Source organism: Micromonospora sp. NPDC049523 (assembly GCF_040676775.1).
Taxonomy (GTDB): domain Bacteria; phylum Actinomycetota; class Actinomycetes; order Mycobacteriales; family Micromonosporaceae; genus Micromonospora_G.
Map to the genome: position 1 here is coordinate 125,070 of NZ_JBFAPP010000011.1, position 20,899 is coordinate 145,968.

The 20,899-nt window shown below is 71.6% G+C and carries 17 protein-coding genes; 16 read left to right on the top strand and 1 reads right to left on the bottom strand.

Annotated features, from left to right (window positions below; all coding sequences use genetic code 11):
- Window positions 1-28 precede the first annotated feature (28 nt).
- From murC to AB0J90_RS19170, 15 genes are all read left to right on the top strand, one after another.
- The gene (murC, locus tag AB0J90_RS19100) at window positions 29-1,519 is read left to right on the top strand and encodes a UDP-N-acetylmuramate--L-alanine ligase (RefSeq protein WP_363597507.1); all 1,491 of its coding nucleotides are present in this window, start codon (window positions 29-31) and stop codon (window positions 1,517-1,519) included.
- A gap of 101 nt (window positions 1,520-1,620) precedes the next feature.
- Window positions 1,621-2,358, top strand: coding sequence for an FtsQ-type POTRA domain-containing protein (locus AB0J90_RS19105; protein ID WP_363597779.1), 738 nt, complete (start codon window positions 1,621-1,623; stop codon window positions 2,356-2,358).
- A 295-nt stretch (window positions 2,359-2,653) separates the two neighbouring features.
- Window positions 2,654-3,784, top strand: a complete 1,131-nt coding sequence (ftsZ, locus tag AB0J90_RS19110) for a cell division protein FtsZ (protein WP_326556771.1) — start codon at window positions 2,654-2,656, stop codon at window positions 3,782-3,784.
- Window positions 3,785-3,793: 9 nt separating this feature from the next.
- Window positions 3,794-4,540, top strand: coding sequence for a YggS family pyridoxal phosphate-dependent enzyme (locus AB0J90_RS19115; RefSeq protein ID WP_363597509.1), 747 nt, complete (start codon window positions 3,794-3,796; stop codon window positions 4,538-4,540).
- A gap of 190 nt (window positions 4,541-4,730) precedes the next feature.
- Complete coding sequence (sepF, locus tag AB0J90_RS19120; protein ID WP_363597511.1) at window positions 4,731-5,447, top strand: cell division protein SepF; 717 nt, start codon at window positions 4,731-4,733, stop codon at window positions 5,445-5,447.
- Window positions 5,448-5,471: 24 nt separating this feature from the next.
- Window positions 5,472-5,771 carry a YggT family protein gene (locus AB0J90_RS19125; RefSeq protein WP_363597513.1) on the top strand — a complete coding sequence of 100 codons (300 nt, stop codon included), beginning with the start codon at window positions 5,472-5,474 and terminating at the stop codon, window positions 5,769-5,771.
- A 52-nt stretch (window positions 5,772-5,823) separates the two neighbouring features.
- Window positions 5,824-6,627, top strand: a complete 804-nt coding sequence (locus AB0J90_RS19130) for a DivIVA domain-containing protein (RefSeq protein WP_121155746.1) — start codon at window positions 5,824-5,826, stop codon at window positions 6,625-6,627.
- A gap of 65 nt (window positions 6,628-6,692) precedes the next feature.
- Window positions 6,693-7,418 (top strand): hypothetical protein, encoded by a 726-nt coding sequence (locus AB0J90_RS19135; protein WP_363597515.1) that lies wholly within the window; start codon window positions 6,693-6,695, stop codon window positions 7,416-7,418.
- 41 nt (window positions 7,419-7,459) lie between these two features.
- Window positions 7,460-7,756 (top strand): DUF167 domain-containing protein, encoded by a 297-nt coding sequence (locus AB0J90_RS19140; RefSeq protein WP_363597517.1) that lies wholly within the window; start codon window positions 7,460-7,462, stop codon window positions 7,754-7,756.
- A gap of 22 nt (window positions 7,757-7,778) precedes the next feature.
- Window positions 7,779-9,281 carry a potassium/proton antiporter gene (locus tag AB0J90_RS19145; protein WP_363597519.1) on the top strand — a complete coding sequence of 501 codons (1,503 nt, stop codon included), beginning with the start codon at window positions 7,779-7,781 and terminating at the stop codon, window positions 9,279-9,281.
- 480 nt (window positions 9,282-9,761) lie between these two features.
- Window positions 9,762-10,184, top strand: coding sequence for a TraR/DksA C4-type zinc finger protein (locus tag AB0J90_RS19150; RefSeq protein WP_326556779.1), 423 nt, complete (start codon window positions 9,762-9,764; stop codon window positions 10,182-10,184).
- 103 nt (window positions 10,185-10,287) lie between these two features.
- Window positions 10,288-10,953 (top strand): signal peptidase II, encoded by a 666-nt coding sequence (gene lspA, locus AB0J90_RS19155; RefSeq protein WP_363597521.1) that lies wholly within the window; start codon window positions 10,288-10,290, stop codon window positions 10,951-10,953.
- Window positions 10,950-11,912 carry an RluA family pseudouridine synthase gene (locus tag AB0J90_RS19160; protein ID WP_363597523.1) on the top strand — a complete coding sequence of 321 codons (963 nt, stop codon included), beginning with the start codon at window positions 10,950-10,952 and terminating at the stop codon, window positions 11,910-11,912. Before lspA ends, AB0J90_RS19160 begins: the two co-directional genes overlap by 4 nt.
- 48 nt (window positions 11,913-11,960) lie before the next feature.
- Window positions 11,961-13,052: a hypothetical protein gene (locus AB0J90_RS19165; RefSeq protein WP_363597525.1), complete on the top strand. Its 1,092-nt coding sequence runs from the start codon at window positions 11,961-11,963 to the stop codon at window positions 13,050-13,052.
- Between the two features lie 266 nt (window positions 13,053-13,318).
- Window positions 13,319-15,088, top strand: a complete 1,770-nt coding sequence (locus AB0J90_RS19170) for an ATPase (RefSeq protein WP_363597527.1) — start codon at window positions 13,319-13,321, stop codon at window positions 15,086-15,088.
- 19 nt (window positions 15,089-15,107) lie between these two features.
- Here AB0J90_RS19170 and AB0J90_RS19175 read toward each other — a convergent pair whose 3' ends face one another.
- Window positions 15,108-16,910, bottom strand: coding sequence for a hypothetical protein (locus AB0J90_RS19175; RefSeq protein ID WP_363597529.1), 1,803 nt, complete (start codon window positions 16,908-16,910; stop codon window positions 15,108-15,110).
- A gap of 268 nt (window positions 16,911-17,178) precedes the next feature.
- Between AB0J90_RS19175 and dnaE the strand changes: the two genes are divergently transcribed.
- A complete protein-coding gene (gene dnaE / locus AB0J90_RS19180) occupies window positions 17,179-20,709 on the top strand; it encodes a DNA polymerase III subunit alpha (RefSeq protein ID WP_363597531.1) in 3,531 nt (1,176 codons plus the stop codon).
- The last annotated feature ends 190 nt before the right edge of the window (window positions 20,710-20,899 follow it).

A 20,899-nucleotide genomic window follows, 5' to 3' on the forward strand; every position in this document is an offset into this window, starting at 1 on the left:
GCAGACCGCGAAGGAGAAGGTTGGTCCTATGAACACCGCGCAGTCCAGTCTGGCCGGTACGGTCGCCGCCGAGGACCTGGGGACCGTACACCTGATCGGGATCGGTGGGATCGGGATGAGCGGGGTGGCCCGACTGCTGCTCACCCGGGGCATTCCCGTCTCCGGCAGCGAGTTGCGGGAGTGGCCGGCGCTGGCCTCCCTGCGGGCTCTCGGCGGCACGATCCACATGAGTCACGACGCGGCCAACCTCGACGGGGTGGACACGGTGGTCTACTCCACCGCCATCCCGCAGGACCACCTGGAACTGGTCGAGGCGCATCGGCGCGGGCTGCGGGTGCTGCACCGGTCGGAGGCGCTGGCCGCGGCGATGACCGGGCGGCGGACGATCGCGGTCGCCGGCACCCACGGCAAGACCACCACCACCTCGATGCTGACGCTGATCCTCCAGCAGGCCGGCGAGGACCCGTCGTTCGTGATCGGTGGCGAGATCTCCGAGGCCGGTTCGAACGGCCACCACGGCAGCGGGCAGTACTTCGTCGCCGAGGCCGACGAGAGCGACCGCTCGTTCCTGCGTTACCGGCCCTACGTGTCGATCATCACGAACATCGACGAGGACCACCTCAACACGTACGGCGACTACGCCGGGCTGGAGGCCGGCTTCGGCGAGTTCGCCCGGCTGACCGACCCGGACGGGTTCGTGGTCACCTGCGCCGACGACCCGGGCACCCACCGGCTGGCCGAGGCGCTGCGCGCGGAGGGCCGCACGGTCTACACGTACGGGCTGGCGGCCGACGCCGACCTGCGACTGTCCGAGGTGGCTTCCTCAGCCGCCGGGGCGCGTTACCTGGCCACCCTGGACGGTGTGTCGCTGGGCGAGATCCAGCTGCCGATGCCCGGCCGGCACCTCGCCCTGAACAGCGCCGCGACGGTGCTGACCGCGATGAAGCTGGGCCTGCCGCTGTCGGCGGCGGTGACCGCCCTCGGCACGTTCCCCGGCGTACGCCGACGGTTCGAGCGCAAGGGTGTGGTCGGCGGGGTGCTGGTCTACGACGAGTACGCCTACCACCCGACCTCGATGACCGCCGCGCTGCAGACGCTGCGGGAGGTGGCCGCCGACGGGCGCCTGATCGTCGTCTTCCAGCCGTACCGGGTCTACCGCACCCGCGATCTGCAGGACCAGCTCGCCACCGCGCTCGGCATCGCCGACGAGGTGGTGATGCTGGAGGTCTTCGGCCCCGGTGAGGTACGCCAGCCGGGGGAGGGCGCGGCAGCGCTGATCGCGGCCGTTCCGCTGCCGGCGGAGCGGAAGATCTTCCTCGAGTCCTGGGCGGACGTACCGGCCGAGGTGGTCCGCCGGGCGGGCCGGGGCGACGTGGTGGTGACCATGGGTGCGCCGCCGATCTCGCTGATGGGCGACGAGCTGCTCGCCGCGCTCGCCGGCCAGCCGGCCCCGGCCGACGCCGGTCGGGACGCGGTTGTGGCGCCGGGCCCGGCCGGATCGACTCCAACCGGCGCGTGACGCCGGGTACGCCGCCCCGGGGCCGTCCCGCCGCACCGGGTTCCGGCGCGTCCGCCGGGCCCGCTTCGACCGGCCGGGGCGGCGCCGAGCGGCGGTGGCGGCTGGTCCGGGCGGGCACCGACGCCGTACCCCCGTCGGCCCGGCGCTTCATGCGCCGGGCCCGGCAGCGCCGGCTGCGTGCCGCGTTGCCCTGGGCCAGCGTCGGCGTGGTGCTGGTGCTCGCGGCCCTGGTCACCTGGGTCGTCTACGGCACCTCGCTGCTCGGGGTCGGCGAGCTGCGGGTGACCGGCACCGCGCTGACCACCCCCGATCAGGTACGCGCCGCGGCCGGGGTGCCGGCCGGGCTGCCACTGGCCCGGGTGGACCTGGCCGAGGTCCGCGACCGGGTGGCTGAGCTGCCGCCGGTCGAACGGGCCACGGTGTCCCGGCGGTGGCCGGGCACGCTGCTGGTCGAGGTGGTCGAGCGGACCCCGGTGGCGGTGGTGCCGCAGGGCCGGCAGTTCGCGGTGGTCGACGGTGCGGGCGTGGTGTTCCGGACGCTGCCCCAGCGGCCGGCCGAGCTGCCGTTGGCCCGGGTCGTCTCGCCGGGGCGCGACGACGCCGCGACCCGGGCGGCGCTGCAGGTGCTGGCCGCGCTGACCCCGCAGCTGCGCGAGCAGCTCGTCGAGGTGGCGGTGGAGGGGCCGGCGCGGATCCTGGTCAAGCTCCGTGGCGGCCGCACGGTGGTCTGGGGCGACTCGACCCGCAGCGACGCCAAGGCGACGGTGGCCACCGCACTGCTGGGCCGCGACAGCGACACGATCGACGTCAGCTCGCCGGACGTGGTGACCATCCGCTGAGCCCGATGGGGCACCCCCGGTCCGGGGCGCGTGCCGCCGGTTCCGGTGGGCCGCATCGTTCGTGGGCGCGGTTGACCGATTGTGGACGGGCGTGGCGACACGCCGCGTAGGTCCTTGGTTGACGACGCACGGGCGCTTACGTTGCCCGGAGAAGATCAGTGGTTGACATAACTATAACTCTCTAGTAGAGGGTTAGGGTTTCCTTCGCCCGCTTGTACCGGGGTGGATGTCGACCATGGTCCAGCCGGGCCGCGTGACGGGCCGGCGCCGCCAATCTCGAAGGGAAAGGACCCCGATGACACCTCCGCACAACTACCTGGCGGTCATCAAGGTCGTCGGCATCGGTGGCGGCGGCGTCAACGCCGTCAACCGGATGATCGAGGTTGGGCTCAAGGGCGTCGAGTTCATCGCGATCAACACCGACGCCCAGGCCCTGCTGATGAGTGACGCCGACGTCAAGCTCGACGTCGGCCGGGAGCTGACCCGGGGGCTCGGCGCGGGCGCCAACCCGGACGTCGGCAAGAACGCCGCCGAGGACCACCGCGACGAGATCGAAGAGGTGCTCAAGGGCGCCGACATGGTCTTCGTGACCTGTGGTGAGGGCGGCGGTACGGGCACCGGCGGCGCGCCGGTGGTGGCGAACATCGCCCGCAAGCTCGGCGCCCTGACCATCGGCGTGGTGACCCGTCCGTTCTCGTTCGAGGGCAAGCGCCGGCAGGTGCAGGCCGAGGCGGGAATAGAAGAACTTCGCAACCAGTGCGACACCCTGATCGTGATCCCGAACGACCGGCTGCTCGCCCTGGGTGACCGCGGGATCAGCATGATGGACGCCTTCCGCCAGGCCGACCAGGTGCTGCTCTCCGGTGTGCAGGGAATCACCGACCTGATCACCACACCCGGTCTGATCAACCTGGACTTCGCCGACGTCAAGAGCGTGATGAGCGGCGCCGGCAGCGCGCTGATGGGCATCGGCAGCGCGCGCGGTGACAACCGGGCCGTGGAAGCGGCCGAGGCGGCCATCTCCAGCCCGCTGCTCGAGCAGAGCATGGACGGCGCGCGCGGCGTACTGCTCTCCATCGCCGGCGGGTCGGACCTCGGTCTGTTCGAGATCAACGATGCGGCCCAGTTGGTCACGGACGCGGCCCACCCGGACGCCAACATCATCTTCGGTGCGGTCATCGACGACGCGCTCGGCGACGAGGTCCGGGTCACCGTGATCGCGGCCGGGTTCGACGGCGGTACGCCCTCGTACAAGGCGGCCGAGCCGCCGCGCAAGGTGAGCCAGTCGCAGCCGCAGGCGCAGCCCGCCGTCGCGCACGGTTCGGCGTCGACCACCCAGAGCACGCCGCCCGCGCCGACCCAGTCGACCCGCCGGGTGCTCTTCGACGACGTGGACGTGCCGGACTTCCTCAAGAACGGTTCCTGAGCCGGCCCGATGAACGCACCAGCCAGCGCGGCGCAGCTCGACCGCCGTGCGCAACTCGCGGCAAGCCTGGCCCGGACCAGGACCAGGATCGCGGACGCGGCCGAGGCTGCCGGCCGTACGCGGGACGCGGTCACCATGATCGCCGTGACCAAGACGTACCCGGCCAGTGACGTCCTGTTGCTGGCCGGGCTCGGTGTCCGGGAGATGGGCGAGAACCGGGACCAGGAGGCCGCGCCGAAGGCGGCCGAGGTGGCGGCCGTCGGAGTGGACGTTCGCTGGCACTTCGTGGGGCAGCTACAGCGCAACAAGGCCCGTTCGGTGGTCACGTACGCCGACCTGGTCCACTCGGTGGACAGCGTGCGTCTGGCGGGCGCCCTGGCCGCCGCCGCGGACCGGCACCGGGACACCCCGCTGGGCGCGTTGGTCCAGGTCAGCCTCGATGGCGACGCCGACCGGGGCGGGGCGCTGCCGGACAGCGCCGATGTGGACCGGGGCCTGGCACCGGTGGCCGCCGAGATCGCCCGGCAGGACGGACTGCGGCTGGCCGGGCTGATGGCGGTGGCGCCGCTGGGCTGGGAGCCGGAGCGGGCGTTCGCGCGACTTGCCGAGGTGGCGGCCGGTTTCCGGGTCGACCACCCGACGGCGGGGCTGCTGTCGGCCGGCATGAGCGGTGACCTGGAGGCGGCGATCGCGTACGGCGCGACACATGTGCGCGTCGGTAGCGCGTTGCTCGGAATGCGTTCCACGCTGCGGTAGCCTGGCAACGGACACCAAACTACAACAGTGTTGTTTGAGGCGTACTCACCGCCATCGGGGGGTTGGGGGGACGACCGGGACACCGGTCGTCGGCGAGCGGTCTCGGACCGGTGGGCACTGCAGTGTTCACGCGCGTGACAGTGGCATGGACACGGGGGGCGTGTCGCACGGCGGACGGAGGGGCGCGGCGATGGGTGCACTGCGCAAGGCGGGAGTCTGGCTCGGGCTGGTCGAAGAGGATGACGAGCGGGCCTACGACGACGGCTACGACAACAAGGCCGGTTACCGCGGCGACTCGCGCTACCGGCAGAGCCGGTACGCCGAGGAGTTCTCCGACGAGGACGACGAGCCGGACGAGCCGCCGGCCGTGCCGCGCTCCCGGGCCACGGACCGTGGCGGTCGGATGTCGGAGCGTGCGGGCACCCGGTCCGGTGACCTGGACCGGTCCGACGCTGACCGTCAGGAGCGGGCCGACCGTCCGGAGCGGACCGAGCGAGCCAGTGTCCGCTCCATCACCCGACCCAACTCCGCCGAGCCGTCCTCCGCGCTGACGTACCACACCCGTGACAACCTGGCGCTCGCACCGCAGGTGCAGATGCGCGAGCGGGTGGCGCCGGAGGAGGACCAGCGGTACCAGATCACGACGCTGCACCCCACCACATACCGTGAGGCCCGCACCATCGGCGAACACTTCCGAGATGGTGTCCCTGTGATCATCAACCTCACCGAGATGGATGAGGCCGATGCCCGCCGATTGGTCGATTTCGCCGCCGGGTTGGCCTTCGGGCTGCGCGGTACGATCGAGCGCGTGACCAACCGGGTGTTCCTACTCTCACCGGCTAATGTCCAGGTCACCGCGGAGGACAAGGCCAAGATCGCTGAGGGTGGGTTTTTCAGCCTGAGTTAGCCCGACCGAGGGATCTCGCCTGCCGTGTCTTCGATCCTGTTCCAAGTCCTGTACCTGATCCTCTACATCTTTTTGCTGGTTCTTTTGGCCCGATTTGTCCTGGGAGCCGTGCTGCAGTACGGGCGCCGCTGGCAGCCGGGTCGCGGAGCATCGGCAGGACTCGAAACGGTGTGGAGCGTCACTGATCCGCCCCTCAAGGCGTTGAGGCGTGTGATCCCACCGTTGCGAATTGGTACCGTGAGCATCGACCTGGCCTCCCTTGTGCTCCTGGTTATCCTGTTCGTGCTGATGGAGTTCGTGTTAAGGCCGTTGATCAACGGGTGAACAACCTGGTGACCAGCGCGCTACGCGGCCGCAACTGACCCGAGGAGTTTCGATGCCGCTGACCCCGGCTGACGTACACAACGTCGCCTTCAAGAAGCCGCCGATCGGCAAGCGGGGGTACGACGAGGAGGAGGTCGACGCCTTCTTGGACGAGGTCGAGCGAGAGCTCGCCCGTCTGATCGAGGAGAACAATGAGCTTCGCGCCCAGGTGGAGCGCGGCGGTCGTGGCGGCGCTCCAGCCGGCCCGGGTGCCGATCCCCGACTGGCCGCAGAGCTGAACGATGTCAAGGCCCAGCTCGACCGGGTGCAGCGCGACAAGGCGGCGGCCGAGCAGGCCGCCCGGGCGATGCAGGCCGAGCTGGAGCAGGTGCGTTCGCAGGGTGGCCCGGTCGCGGGCGGCGATGGCGAGCAGCAGGCACTGCGGGTGCTGATGATGGCGCAGCGTACGGCCGACGACCACGTGTCGGACGCCCGTCGCGAGGCCGACAAGCTGCTCTCCGACGCGCGCTCCAAGGCCGAGGAGGTCACCCGCGAGGCGCGGGCCAAGGCCGACGCCCTTGAGCGGGACGCGCGCCAGCGCCACCAGGAGGCCATGGGCGGCCTGGACGCCAAGCGCACCGCGTTGCAGAAGCACATCGAGGAGCTCAAGCAGTTCGAGCGTGAGTACCGCACCCGGCTCAAGGCGTACCTGGAGAGCCAGCTGCGGGACCTCGACGGACGTGGACAGGGTCTCGAAGCGGAGATGACCCGGACCGACGGCAATCGGTCCGGTGGCGGATCCGCGAGCCTGGCCGCGGCCGGACTGGCCAACTCCTACGGCGGCAGCCGCTCCGGCGCGCTCGAAGCCGGGCGCTGACCAACTCGTACGGTTCGGCCCGCACCACACACAACAGTTGGAAACGATGCGGCGAGGGGTGAGCCGTGATAGTCGGAAGTCTCCTGCTCATCCTCGTCGCGGTCACGCTGCTCGTGCTCGGGCTGGCCAATGGCTCGAGCGTGCTGCTGATCGCCTCCATCGCGGCGAGCCTGTTGGCTGCCGTCGCGCTGGTGGTGGGCGCCCGCCAGGCGGCCGCCATCCGCGCCGGGTCCGCTGACTCGGACGAGGAGTCGCTCCCGCTGGCCGGTGGCGAGGGTGTCGGTGAACCGCACCCTCGCCGGGCCGCGGCCGCCGCTCGCGGCACCGAGCGGCGGCGGTCCGACCGGCCCGACCGGTTCGACTTCGACGACACCGCGGGCGGGCTCGACGCGCCGGTCGAGGTGCTGGTCCCCCATCAGGGCGGCCAGCGTCACCACGGTGGGCCCGACCCGATGAGCACCGACGACCCCGGCCGGCGGCAACCGGCCGAGGAAGCCGGGCCACGGGTCACGGGCCGCACCGAAGCCGCCGACGTGTTCGACGAGGATCCGTTCCCGGACGAGCCGGCAGAGCAGTACGTCGCCCCCGCCGACGCGGCCCGGCTCGCCCGGATGGCCGACGACGTGCTGGTGGTCGACGGCCGGCCGCGTTACCACCTCGCCGACTGCCCATTCCTGCGGGATCGGGAGACCGAACCACTACCCGTCGGCGAGGCGGTCGAACTCGGCTTCACGCCGTGTGCCGCCTGTGAGCCGAACACCAGGCTGCTCGCCGACACCCGCCGCGGCTGAGTGCCGGCACAGTGCCCACCGGTGAGGCCGTCCCGGCCAGCATGGACCCCGTGACCGTCGCGGTACGGGTCAAGCCCGGTTCCTCGCGGGTACGGGTGGGCGGCGCCTTCGCAGGCCCGTACGGCTCGGCCCTGGTCATCGCGGTGAACCCACCGGCGGTCGACGGCCGGGCCACCGAGGCCGCCCGGCTGGCGCTGGCGCGAGCCCTCCAGGTCCGTCCGGCCGCGGTGGTGCTGCGGTCCGGCGCGGCCAGCCGGGACAAGCTCTTCCTGGTCGACGGCCCGGCCCCGGTGCTCGACGCCCGGCTGCGCCGGCTGCGGGACGGGATACCGGAGTGAGGACCGTCCACGCGGGGCGCGCATGACGCACGGCCTCGATGTCGCCCTCCTGGTCGGAGCGGCGGTGCTGCTGGTCGCCGTCGGCGCGGTCCGGCTCTCGACCCGGCTCGGCGTCCCCAGCCTCCTGGTCTACCTGGCCATCGGCGTCGCGATCGGCGAGTCCGGACTGGGCATCCGGTTCGACGACGCCGAACTCACCCGTGTCCTCGGCTTCTGCGCGCTGATCGTGATCATCGCCGAGGGTGGGCTGACCGCCCGGTGGAGCATGCTGCGGCCGGTACTCGGCGTGTCCGTACTGCTCTCCACCGTCGGCGTGGTGGTCAGCATCGCCGTGGTCGGGGTGGCGGTGCACCTCCTGCTCGGCCTCGACTGGCGGCTCGCCCTGCTCTACGGCGCGGTGCTCTCCTCCACCGACGCGGCGGCGATCTTCGCCACCCTGCGCCGGCTGCGGTTGCCGCCCCGGATGGTCGCCACCCTCGAGGCCGAGTCGGGCATGAACGACGCCCCGGTGGTGCTGCTGGTCATCCTGCTCGCCACCCCGGCCCTCGGCGCGCACCCGTGGTGGCAGGAGGTGCTCCTGGTCGTCTACGAACTGGTCGTCGGCTCGGCGATCGGCTTCCTGGTCGGCGTCGGCGGGCGGTGGACGCTGCGCCGGGCCGCGCTGCCGTCCTCCGGCCTCTACCCGATCGCCGCGGTCGGCCTGACCGTGCTCGCGTACGGCGCCGGCACCGTGGTGCACGCCTCCGGCTTCATCGCCGTGTACGTCGCGGGCGTGGTGCTGGGCAACGCCCGCCTGCCGCACCGCCAGTCGATCCTCGGGTTCGCCGACGGGCTCGCCTGGCTGGCCCAGATCGGGCTGTTCGTCCTGCTCGGGCTGCTGGTCTCGCCCGGACGCCTGGGCAACGCACTACTGCCGGCCGTGGTCGCCGGGGTGGCCCTGGTCTTCGTGGCCCGGCCGCTGTCGGTCGCGGTCGCCGCGTGGCCGTTCGGTACGAAGCTGCGTGACCAGGTATTCCTGTCCTGGGCCGGGTTGCGCGGGGCGGTGCCGATCGTGCTGGCGACGATTCCGCTCTCGGAACGGATGCCCGGCGCCGACCGCCTCTTCGACGCGGTGTTCGTACTGGTGGTGATCTTCACCGTGGTGCAGACCTCGACACTCGCCCCGGCGGCCCGCTGGCTCGGCGTGGTCGCCCCGGCGGAGGTGGCGGAACTGCGGGTGGAGACGGCCCCGCTGGAGCGGATGGGCGCGGACCTGTTGCAGCTGGAGATACCGTCGGGTTCCCGACTCGCCGGGGTGCACATCGACGAACTCCGGCTCCCGGTCGGCGCCGCGGTGACCCTGGTACTGCGCGACGGCAGCGGCTTCGTACCCGCTCCGGACACCCGGTTGAAGGTCGGCGACAGCCTGCTCGTGGTCGCCACCGAGCAGGTCCGCGACGCCGCCGAGAGCCGGCTGCGGGCGGTCAGCCGACGCGGTCGATTGGCCCGCTGGTTCGGCGAAAGCGGGGACGATCGTGACGGATGATCTGCTAGGTTCTTTTTGCCCGGATTAGGGATTACTCCGGGCTGAAATGCGTGACATCGGTGCGGCGTGTTGTCGGACGTCTGTACGTTCCGTATTCTTGCCAACCTCCGGAGTGCGCGGCGGCCCGCCGCGCGCCCGTTTTGCAACTGGGGGACGCTATGGCCGAGCGGGCGCAAACCGCGGGCGGGGCGGCCCCGGATTCCGGCTCGTCGCCGGTGGATTCCGGCGCCGAACAGTCGGCGAACACACCGGCACCGCAGGCGGCTCCGGCCGCCGACGGACCTCCGCCGGCGGTAACACCGGTCACACCGCCCAGTCCGGCGACGCTGGCGAAATGGGCGCTGGCCAGACGGGCACCGAGGTCGTCGGAGAACGGCACGGTGGCCCCGAACGGCGCGGCCGGATCCAACCTCCGGGTCGCGGAACAGACGAGTCCAGGCACCGCCGATCGCCGCGGGGAACGCGGCCGAGGGAGCGACGATGGCGAAGCCAGCTGACACCAAGACCGCAGCGGGACGCAAGTCGGCGGAGAAGGCCACCCGCAGCCCCGCGGAGACGGAGAAGATCCGGGCCGCCCTGGCAGCCCGGCGTGACGACTTGCGCGCCGAGTACGATCAGACCCTGAGCGAGATTACCGAGCTGCAGCGCGACCGGCTGACCGACTCGGCCGGGGACGACCAGGCCGACACCGGCACCAAGACGTTCGAGCGGGAGCAGGAGATCTCTCTCGCCAACAGCATCCTGGAGCGGATCACGCAGGTGGAACGGGCGCTGGAGCGGCTCGACGAGGGCGGCTACGGCTGGTGCGAGAAGTGCGGCAACCCGATCCCGGTGGAGCGGCTCGCCGCGTTCCCGTCCGCCACCCTGTGTGTCTCGTGCAAGCAGTTGGAAGAGCGACGCTGAGCGACCGGCTCGGCGCGGCGGGCCGGACCCCGCCTGCGCCGGGCCGACGGGACTGCGTCGCCACAGGTGAGAGGCAGTCCCGCTGAACGTCGATGGGGAGCAGATGACCGCAGTACGCCCCGCCGGGCCCGACACCGCCGAGCCGAAGGTGGGTGTGGGCCGACGGCGGGCGATCACGATCCTCGTGGCGACCGCGGTGCTGGTCCTCCTCGCCGACCTCGGCACCAAGCAGTGGGCCCTGTCGGCCCTGACCCCCAGCGAACCGGTACGGCTGTTCGGCGGCGCGGTCTACCTCACCCTGATTCGCAACAGTGGTGCGGCCTTCGGGCTCGGCTCCGAGTACACCTGGGTCTTTCCGCTGGTCACCGTCGCGGTGGTGGGCTGGATCAGCTGGATGGCGACCCGGCTGCGTTCGCTGCCCTGGGCCATCTCGCTGGGCCTGGTGCTTGCCGGCGCGCTCGGCAACTTCACCGATCGGATCTTCCGGGCACCCGGCCCGTTCCTCGGGCACGTGGTCGACATGGTCAGCCTCTTCGACCCGTACGGGCAGACCTGGCCGATCTTCAACCTCGCTGACAGCGCCCTGGTCAGCGGCGTGATCCTGGCGATCCTGCTCGAACTCACCGGTCGGCAGCGGGACGGCACCCGGGTTCGCAACCGCCCGGCCGGCGCCGAGGACGGGACCGACCGGGACGCCTCCACCGAGCCCCGGACGGCGCCGGACAACCCGGACGCCGAACCGGGCAGTCGAGATCGGGATGTGCGATGACCTCCTCCACGTACGGATCGGGACCGGCCCGCGCGGTCGGTGACCAGCGGTCGCTGCCGGTGCCCGACGGACTCGACGGGATGCGCCTGGACCAGGCCGTCGCCCGCCTGTTCGGGCTCTCCCGGACCGCCGCCGCCACCCTGGTCGAGGCCGGCGACGCGCTGGTCGACGGCACCCCCCGCCCCAAGTCCGACAAGGTCAGCGCGGGTTCCTGGCTGGAGGTGACGCTGCCGGCACCGGCGGTCGCCCCGCAGGTCATCCCGCAGTCGGTGGACGGCCTACGGGTGATCTACGCCGACGACGACATCGTCGTGGTGGACAAACCGGTCGGCGTCGCCGCCCACCCCAGCCCCGGCTGGACCGGCCCGACGGTGATCGGTGGTCTGGCCGGCATCGGCCACACCATCGCCACCAGCGGTGCCGCCGAACGCCAGGGCGTGGTGCACCGGCTCGACGTGGGCACCACCGGCGTGATGGTGGTGGCCAAGAGCGAGCAGGCGTACAGCGCGCTCAAGCGGGCCTTCAAGGTGCGCGAGGTGGAGAAGCGTTACCACGCGGTGGTACAGGGACACCTCGACCCGCTGCGCGGCACCGTGGACGCGCCGATCGACCGGCACCCCACCCACGACTGGCGCTGGGCGGTGATGGCCGACGGCAAGCCGAGCATCACCCACTACGACACCCTGGAGGCGTTCCCGGCGGCGAGCCTGCTCGACGTACGGCTGGAGACCGGGCGTACGCACCAGATCCGGGTGCACCTCTCCGCGCTGCGCCACCCCTGCGTGGGTGACCTGACGTACGGGGCGGACCCGACGCTTTCCGCCAGACTCGGACTGGATCGGCAGTGGTTGCATGCCCGAGAGCTCAGTTTCCTCCACCCCCGTACGGCCGAAGAGGTTCGCTTCGTCAGCGACTACCCTGACGATCTGAAGCGGGCGCTCGCCGTGCTGCGCGACTGAGCGTCGAAGCGACCACCATCGACCGTCCGACAAGGGGGAGTGCCGACCGTGCGTGCCGGCGACCTGCTGCGTCAGTTGGATCGACGCCTGCTCCCACCGCTCGCCCGGAGTCTGGCCCGGCTGGGTCAGGGACAGCTGCGGATGCGGGTGCTCACCACCGCCGCGCTGCTCTCCTCGGTCGCCGTACTGGTCACCGCGGTCTGGGCGGCGGACCGGGGGCAGGTCGGCGGTGACCCAACCGTCGGCGAGGTGACCCGGGTCGGGGTGATCGAGGGAGAGTCCATCCCCGGTTACGTCGAGTCCAGCCGGACCGAGTTGAAGGCGCTGGTCGACACGCCGCCGACGGATCCGGGCGGGCAGACGTACGCGCTGGTTACGCTCTCGGCGTACCTGGCGCCGGACCGGCTGACCCCGATCATCGCCGACGTGTCGGTGTCGGAGGTCTTCGCCCGGGTGCCGCTGCCGCAGACCCAGACGGAACTCGTCCGCATCCCGGCCATGCGGATCCCCGACGACGTGCTCGCCGGGATGCGCAAGGTGGCCGAGCGCAAGGACCGGGAGGCCGCCGACTACCGGGAGCGCGCCGCCGGGCTGCCCGCGGACGGTGACCCGGAACTGCGCCGGCTGTACGACACCGGGGCGCAGGTGGCGCTCGACGAGGCGACCGCGTACGGCGAGCTCTGTTCGTGTGTCTACGCGGCCGTCGTCCGGGCCACGCCGTCGGCGCTGGACCGGATCGCGGCCCGACCGGGGGTACGGGCGGTGGACCCGGCACCGGAGGTGACCCGCCTCGACCGGGCGGTGTTCACCCCGCCGCTGCCCGAGCAGCTCGACGTGGCCCACCCACCGGCCGACGCCGGCCTGCCCGTCCCCTCGGCCGGTGCGACCGGTGGACCGAGCACCGAGCCGGCCCCGAACCCCACCACCGGGTCGCCGCTGCCGCCGACGCAGGCCTCGCCGACCGTGGCGCCGAGTGTGAGTCCGACGACGTTCGAACCCACGACCGGTACGCCGTCGATTCCGTCACCGACTCCGGTCGTCTCGTCGCAGCCGCCGTCACCGGTCCCGTCGGCACCCCCGAGTCTGGTCGACGATTACCTGGTGGAGCCCACGGAAGGTGCGCTGGTGGCGGCTCGCTGAGCGGCGGCGGTCGCACCCTCGGGGTCAACGCATGTCTGGCGAACCGGACACTGGTGTCGGCCCTCCGGTGTGGCCTTAATAGGGTTTGCCTCATAGCCTTGTCAGGCGGGGCACCGAGGGCGCTGGGAGGGCAAGCCGTGGACGGCACCGAGACCGGCTGGAGCCGGCCGGCGGAACCAGCACCGCGTTGGCGCGCGTTGCTGGACCGAGCGCGGCTTGGCGGCGGTAGCCGTTCCGCTGAACAGCCCGAGCCGGAAGACCGCTGGGTGGAGGACCTTCGGGCCGCCGGCGCTTCCGCGGAACTCGCCGGACCCCGGTCCGGCGGTGGACAGCAGGACTGGTCGGACGTCGGCCATCCCGCCGATGTCGGTTACCGCCCGGAGCCGGTGAACCCGGCCGGCCCGGGTTACGGACCGGACCCCGGTGAGTCCCGCTACTCCGTCCTCGACAACGGCTACCGACAGGAGCCGGCGCAGCCTGGCGAGTCCCGTTACGCGGCCCTGGAGTCCGAATACCGCCGCAATGCGATGGAGACCGACTACGGCCGGGCGGAGCCGGGCTACGGCCGGGCCGAGCCGGCCGCCTACGGTCGCCCCGAGCCCGACTACGGTCGGCCCGACGCGCCCGGTTACGGCCGGGCCGAGCCGGGCTACGGCCGACCGGACGCGGCCGGTTACGTGCGGCCCGAGCCGGACTACGGCCGCCCGGAGGCAGCCGGCTACGGCCGACCGGACGCCCCCGCCTACGGTCGCCCCGAGCCCGAGTACGGTCGGCCCGACGCGGCCGGTTACGGCCGGGCCGAGCCGGGCTACGGCCGAGCGGACCCGGCCGCCTACGGTCGCCCGGAGCCGGACCACGGCCGGGCCGACGCTCCCGCCTACGGTCGGCCGGAACCGGACCACGGTCGGGCCGACCCGACCGCGTACGGCAGGGTCGATCCCGGTTATGCCCCGCCCCGGTCGGGCTCGGTCGGCGCGGCCTCGGTACCGACCGCGGTTCCGCTGCCGAACGCCGGCCCCACGGCGGGCCCACCCCCGATCATCGCGCCGCCCATCATCACCCCGGTGGTGCCGCCGGTCCCGGACCCGGTGGCGTCCGCCCCGGTCTCGGCGGCGGCCCGGGTCGCGCCGGTACGCGGCGGCGCCGCCCGAGGCGCCGCGGCACCCGCCAACGGCAACTCCTACGGCGCCCCCGGTCGGGTCGAGTGGCGGGAGGGCGCACCGGACGCCGAGGTCGACCGCGCGGTCAGCGTGTTGCGTCGTGACCTCGGCACCCCCCGGGTGCTCGCCTTCGCCAACCCGAAGGGCGGGGTGCACAAGACCACCGCGACCGTGCTCGCCGCCGCCACCGTGGGCAGTGTGCGCGGCCGGGGCGTGCTCGCCTGGGACGACAACGAGCTGCGCGGCACGCTCGGGCTGCGCGCGGGCAGTGCCCGGCACGCCCGTACCATCCGGCACCTCATCACCGACCTGGCCGAGGTCGAACTGCGCACCGGTACGGACCTGACCGGGCGGCTCGACGACTACCTGCGGCACGCCTCGGACGGGTCGTACAACGTGCTGGCGGGCGAGGAGAGCCCCCGGTTCGCGTCCCGACTGGACCAGCAGACCGTACGGCGGGTGCTCGACCTGCTGCGGCGTACCCAGGACGTGATCTGCGTCGACACCGGCAACAACGTGGAGAGCGTCAACTGGCAGACGGTGATCCAGGCCGCCGACCAGCTGGTGGTCACCACCGTGCCGCGCGAGGACGCGGCGTTCGCGGCCGACTGGATGCTCGACCTGCTGCACGAGGTGGGCATGGGTGAACTGGCCGACAACGCGGTCACCCTGGTCTCCTGTCCCACGCCGGGCCGGTCGCCGTTGCAGGCCGACCTGGAACGGCACTTCGCCACGCGTACCCGCGCGGTGGTCGTGGTGCCGTACGACCCGGCGCTGGAGAGCGGTTCGTCGATCGAGTACGGCAACCTCCAGCACGACACCCGGCAGGCCTGGTTGAAGGCGGCCTCGGTGATGATCGAGCCGTTCGCCCGCTGATTACCGGGTCGCCCGGTCGTCACCCGGTTGCCGATGGCACCCCGACCGGCTGGGAGGCGTTCGTGGGTGCCGGCGTGGGGCTCGCCGAGGCAGGTGCCGGGCTGTTGCCGGCGGCCGGCGAGGTGGACCGGTCGGACCGGCCGCAGTCGTGCCGGCGGCCGTACGCCGAGCAGGTTCCGCCGTGCGGATACCACTTGGTGTGGGCGATCCAGGCGAAGTAACCGGTGCTGTTGCGCCGGCTGTCCGGCATGTACTGGTCCGTCATGGCGGACCCGGCCGAGGCGAGCAGCAGCAGCAACGGGATGCAGATGATGCCGAACGGGACGCCGGTGCCGGGTCGAGCCCCCGCGTCGGGGTGGGCGGCCAGCCGTTCGCGCAGCGCGGTGAACGCGAACATCAGCCCGAAGCCGGTGAGGATCAGCAGGCAGTAGAGCAGCACCATGGTCGTACGCGGGTAGAGGCGTACGGTCAGCGTCTCCCACTGCTCGCTGGCCAGCCACATCCGCAGCAGCCAGGCGCTGACCGCGCAGAGCCCGACCGTGACCACCACCGTCCGGCGCCAGCCGAACCAGAGCGCGAGCCCGAGCCCGACCGCGAGCGCGATGGTGAACAGCCCCACCCCGCCGAGTTCACCCAGCGGTGGCCAGGCCGGGCCGGCGTCGGCCGGCCGGTCGTTGCGCCACATCGCGACGTACGCCGGTTCGGTGTCGGTGTCGAAGTAGAAGTAGTTGTCGGCGGTGCCGCCGGTGCCGGCGAGCAGTCCCCGCAGGTGCACCCAGGAGACCAGCAGCAGCGCGGCGAGGGTCGAGGTGGCCAGCAGCAGCACCTTCGCCCAGGCTTGTCGCCACGGTGCCAGCAGCAGGAACGCGGCGGCCGCCCCGGCGGCGCACCAGACGAACCAGCCGGAGTAGAGCAGGAAGAGCAGACCCAGGCCGGTGCCGTAGGCCAGGCCGAGCCCGACCGTACGGCGCAGGTCCAGCCCGGCGGTGCGGCGGACCGTCTGCAGGTAGCGGACCAGCACCGGGATCAGCATGACCAGGGTGATCTGCGGGTACGGCTTGACCGGCTCGATGAACGGCAGCATCGCGACCACGCCGATGCCCAGTGCCCAGACCGGGCGCAGGACCAGCCGCCAGGCGAGGTAGGCGGCCGGGCCGAACAGGGCGGTGCCGACGAGCTGGATCTCCTTGATGGCGAACGCATGGGACTGGTCGCTGACCTTCGCCCAGCCCCGGATCAGCCAGAAGATCGCTGGTGGGTAGTGGTTCGGCACGGTCTCGCCCCGCGACATCCGGCCGATCCAGTCGAGGATCCAGGCGTAGTCGCCGCCGCCGGCCCACAGTCCCCACTCGGTGCCGCGCAGCGCGACGTCGATGCCGCCGGCCACCAGCCCGGTGGTCAGCCCGGCGATGACCGCGCAGCCGAGGGTGACCGCCCGGCGCCGCCGCCCCGGGTCGAGCAGGCGGTGGGCGAGTACCAGGGCGGCGACCAGCACGATGGCCACCACCGCGAACCGGAATTGGAGCGCGGCCAACCCGCTGACCTGCCCCTTGCGGTCGAGCGGGTCGACGTCGACGGTGCGGCTCCAGGCCAGGAACGCCACGGCGGTGCCGACGCTGGCCACCGCCTCGATGGCGTACCAGGGGAGCCGGCGGGATCCGGTGGCGGCGATGCCGGTGCCGCCGGTGTCGCCCGGCCCGGTGGCCGAGGTTGCCGTGGTGAGGGTCTCCGGGTGGTCCGTACGGACCGTGCCGGTCTGCTCCGGCGGTGCCACGACCTCCTGCCTCGGGTTGGGTACGACCGAGCTGTCGTGGGTTGTCATCGCCTGCCCTTTCGACGCAACGCTATGGCTTCCTGACGGACTGCTACGGCTGGTTGGAGACGGTATCGCAGTCGGCGGCGAGTGCGGCGGAGGTCAAGTCGGCGCGGCCGACGGAAGCCCGATGTGTCTCTTCTCAAGGGGCCCGTGTCACCGGTGCCGGGCACCGCGGGAGGCGACTAGGCTTCTCGGTCTGGCGACCCCCGGACCGGCCACCGCTGGTGCCCCGGGTGGTCCCTGCTGTGCTGACGCTGAGGTGAAGGGGGTCCCGGTGTCTGACTCGTTCGTGCACCTGCACACGCACACCGAGTATTCGATGCTCGACGGGGCGGCCCGGCTCAAGGAACTCTTCGCCGAGACCAACCGGCTCGGCATGCCCGCGCTCGCCATGACCGACCACGGCAACCTGTACGGGGCGTACGACTTCCACAAGCAGGCGACCGCGGCCGGGGTGAAGCCGATCGTGGGGCTGGAGGCGTACCTGACGCCGGGCACCGACCGGCGCGACCGGACCAGGGTGCGCTGGGCCGACGGTGGTGAGAACGACGTCTCCGGTGGTGGCGCGTACACCCACATGACCCTGCTGGCCCAGCACGCGGACGGGCTGCGCAACCTGTTCGCGCTCGCCTCCCGGTCGAGCCTGGAGGGCTACTTCTACAAGCCGCGTGCCGACCGGGAACTGCTCAACCAGTACGGCAAGGGCATCATCGCGACCACCGGCTGCCCGTCGGGTGAGATCCAGACCTGGTTGCGGATCGGGAACTTCGAGAAGGCGTGCGAGTCGGCGGCGGAGTTCCGCGACATCTTCGGCGCGGACAACTTCTACCTGGAGTTGATGGACCACGGGTTGGACATCGAGACCCGGATCCGCAAGGACCTGATCCGGCTCGGCAAGACGCTCAACCTGAAGCCGATCGCCACCAACGACCTGCACTACACCCACGCCGCCGACGCCGACGCGCACGAGGTGCTGCTCTGCGTGCAGTCCGGGTCGACGATGGCCGACCCGAAGCGGTTCAAGTTCGACGCCCGTGACTTCTACCTGAAGTCGCCGGCCGAGATGCGCGCGATGTGGGACGCCGAGGTGCCGGGGGCCTGCGACAACACCCTGGAGATCGCCGAGAAGATCGGTGACTACAAGGAGGTGTTCGCCTCCCGGAACCTGATGCCGCAGTTCCCGGTGCCGGACGGCGAGACCGAGGAGACCTTCCTGCGCAAGGAGGTCATGCGCGGGCTCCAGCGGCGGTTCCCGGGCGGGGTGCCGGAGGACCGGCTGCGGCAGGCCGAGTACGAACTCGACGTGATCCTGAAGATGGGCTTCCCCGGCTACTTCCTGGTCACCGCCGACCTGATCGCGTACGCCAAGCGGGAGCGGATCCGGGTCGGTCCGGGCCGTGGTTCGGCCGCAGGTGCGCTGATCGCGTACGCGCTGGGGATCACCGAGTTGGACCCGATGGTGCACGGCCTGCTCTTCGAGCGGTTCCTGAACCCGGACCGCATCTCGATGCCCGACATCGACATGGACTTCGACGAGCGTCGGCGCGGTGACATGATCCGGTACGCCACGGAGAAGTACGGCGAGGCCCGGGTCGCGCAGATCATCACGTACGGCACGATCAAGGCGAAGGCGGCGATCAAGGACGCGGCCCGGGTGCTCGGTTACCCGTTCGCGGTCGGCGACCGGATCACCAAGGCGATGCCCCCGGCGGTGATGGGCAAGGACATCCCGCTCGGCGGCATCTTCGACAAGGCCCACCCGCGTTACCAGGAGGCGGCCGAGTTCCGGGCGCTGTACGACTCCGACGGCGAAGTGGCGAAGATCGTCGACACGGCCAAGGGGCTGGAGGGGCTCAAGCGCCAGTGGGGTGTGCACGCGGCAGGGGTGATCCTGTCCCGTGACCCGCTGGTCGACGTGCTGCCGATCCACAAGCGGGAGCAGGACGGCTCGATCATCACCCAGTGGGACATGGGTGCGTGCGAGACCATCGGCCTGCTGAAGATGGACTTCCTCGGCCTGCGCAACCTGACGATCATGGACGACTGCCTGGAGTCGATCAAAGACAACCGGGGCATCGACCTGGTCCTGGAGGACCTGCCGCTGGACGACAAGGCGACGTACGCCCTGCTCGGGCGCGGTGACACGCTGGGCGTGTTCCAGTTCGACGGCGGCCCGATGCGGGCCCTGCTGCGGTCCATGGCCCCGGACAACTTCGAGGACATCTCCGCCGTCGGCGCGCTCTACCGGCCCGGTCCGATGGGCGCCAACGCCCACAACGAGTACGCCGACCGGAAGAACAAGCGCAAGCCGGTGGTGCCGATCCACCCGGAACTGGCCGAGTCCCTGTCCGAGATCCTGGGCGACACCTACGGGCTGATCGTCTACCAGGAGCAGGTCATGGCGATCGCGCAGAAGGTGGCGGGTTACTCGCTCGGCGCCGCGGACCTGCTCCGCCGGGCGATGGGCAAGAAGAAGAAGGAGATCCTCGACAAGGAGTTCAAGCCGTTCGCCGCCGGCATGAAGGACAACGGCTACTCCGACGAGGCGATCAAGACCCTCTGGGACATCCTGGTCCCGTTCTCCGACTACGCCTTCAACAAGGCGCACAGCGCCGCGTACGGGGTGGTGTCGTACTGGACGGCGTACCTGAAGGCGAACTACCCGGCCGAGTACATGGGCGCGCTGCTCACCTCCGTCGGTGACGACAAGGACAAGTCAGCGGTCTACCTGGCGGAGTGCCGCCGGATGGGGATCAAGGTCCTGCCGCCGGACGTGAACGAGTCCAACGCCCGGTTCGCCGCGGTCGGCGAGGACATCCGGTTCGGTCTCGCCGCGGTCCGCAACGTCGGCACCAACGTGGTCGAGTCGATCCGCCGCTCCCGCAAGGAGAAGGGCCGGTTCACCGACTTCTACGACTACCTGCGCAAGGTCGACGCGGTCGCCTGCAACAAGAAGACCATCGAGTCGCTGATCAAGGCGGGGGCGTTCGACTCGCTCGGGCACACCCGCCGGGGCCTGCTCGCGGTGCACACCGACGCGATCGACTCCTTCCTCGACCTGAAGCGCAACGAGGCGGTCGGCCAGTACGACCTCTTCGGCGACGCCTTCGGAGCCGGTGACAGCGGCCCCGGCATGATCGTCACGCCGCAGATCCCGACCAACGAGTGGGACAAGACCGACCTGCTCACCTTCGAGCGGGAGATGCTCGGTCTGTACGTCTCCGACCATCCGCTCTTCGGTGTCGAGCACGTACTCGCCGCCGCGGCGGACATGTCGATCGCCTCCCTGGCCGAGGAGGGCAACGTCTCCGACGGGCAGATCATCAACCTCGCCGGCATCCTCTCCGGGGTGCAGCGCCGGATCACCAAGCAGGGCCGGGCCTGGGCCTCGGCCACCCTGGAGGACCTCGGCGGCGCGGTCGAGGTGCTGTTTTTCCCGAACACGTACGAGGTGGTCGGGCAGTACATCGCCGAGGACGCGATCGTGGTGGTCAAGGGCCGGGTGGACCGCCGCGACGACCAGCCCCGGCTGATGGCGATGGACATGTCGATGCCGGAGATCACCGCCGCCGACGAGATCAAGCCGGTGGTGCTGGCGTTGCCGCCGTCGCGGTGCACGCCGCCGCTGGTCGAGCGGCTGCGTGAGGTGCTGACCAGCCATCCCGGTTCGGCCGAGGTGCACGTCAGGCTGGTCAACGGTTCCCGGGGCACGCTGCTGCGCCTGGGGCGGATGCGGGTGGCTCCGAGCACCGCGCTGATGGCCGACCTCAAGGCACTGCTCGGCCCGAGCGCGGTCGCGGGCTGACCTCTGCGGCTTGCGGCCGTTCGCGGCCCGGGCGCCCACGTTCGCGGCCCCCGGCCGACCCGCGGGCCGGTCCGGTGGGCCGATCAGTCCGCCCACCGGCACCACGTCGGACACCACCCGGCGCGGCACCGGTGGGCGGGTCGGCGGTTCGGGTGCGGTCGCCGACCGCGGGCCGCCGCTGGGCGCGCGG